The sequence below is a fragment of the Citrobacter sp. Ca225 genome (assembly GCF_030337175.1).
Taxonomy (GTDB): Bacteria; Pseudomonadota; Gammaproteobacteria; order Enterobacterales; family Enterobacteriaceae; genus Citrobacter_A; species Citrobacter_A amalonaticus.
In genome coordinates, this window is record NZ_JAOWCD010000004.1 from 1 (window position 1) to 579 (window position 579).

General features: G+C 66.0%; 1 pseudogene. It reads right to left on the reverse strand.

Features of this window, described 5'->3' with window-relative positions:
- Positions 1–579 (reverse strand): annotated as a pseudogene (locus tag OGW13_RS00020) (type IV secretion protein Rhs); the annotation flags it as partial.

A 579-nucleotide genomic window follows, 5' to 3' on the forward strand; every position in this document is an offset into this window, starting at 1 on the left:
AATGGCGTACTGCCGTGCCGCTGCGGTCGTATACCGTTGCCAGTTCGCCACGCGGGGAATAGTCGTATCGCGCCAGCGGCACGGCGGGCAGAATATCCGGGTATTCCGGGTCGTGGGTCAGTCACACTTCCGCCAGACGAAGGCCGTTGTCTGCGCCGTACGCGGCGGCTGTCTGTTTCCGGTACTGTGCTGCCCGCTGCGCCTGCGTGGTCAGCACCAGCCGGAAGCGGCGGCCTGCGCCGTCGGTCACGGCGGTGATATTCCCGGCAAATTCCCCGTCTGCGTCCCGGTGAAAGGTTTGTGTGCGCCCGAAACGGTCAGCCAGCCCGGTCAGCACCCGGTACGGCGGCAGCGGGGCGGGCAGAACTTCATCCGCTCCCGGTATGCGCTCAGACCAGCCCAGTATCCACCACGGTCCCTGAACGCTGCTGGTCGCCAGATACAGGTGTGGACTGGTGCGAATGTCTTCCGGCAGGGCCTGCCACAGCACATGCAGTACATTGCTTTCATGCAGCGCCGGCACGCCGCCCCGCGCCAGCCAGAGCGATTCGCTGCGGCTGAAGGCCGTTTCACCGGGAA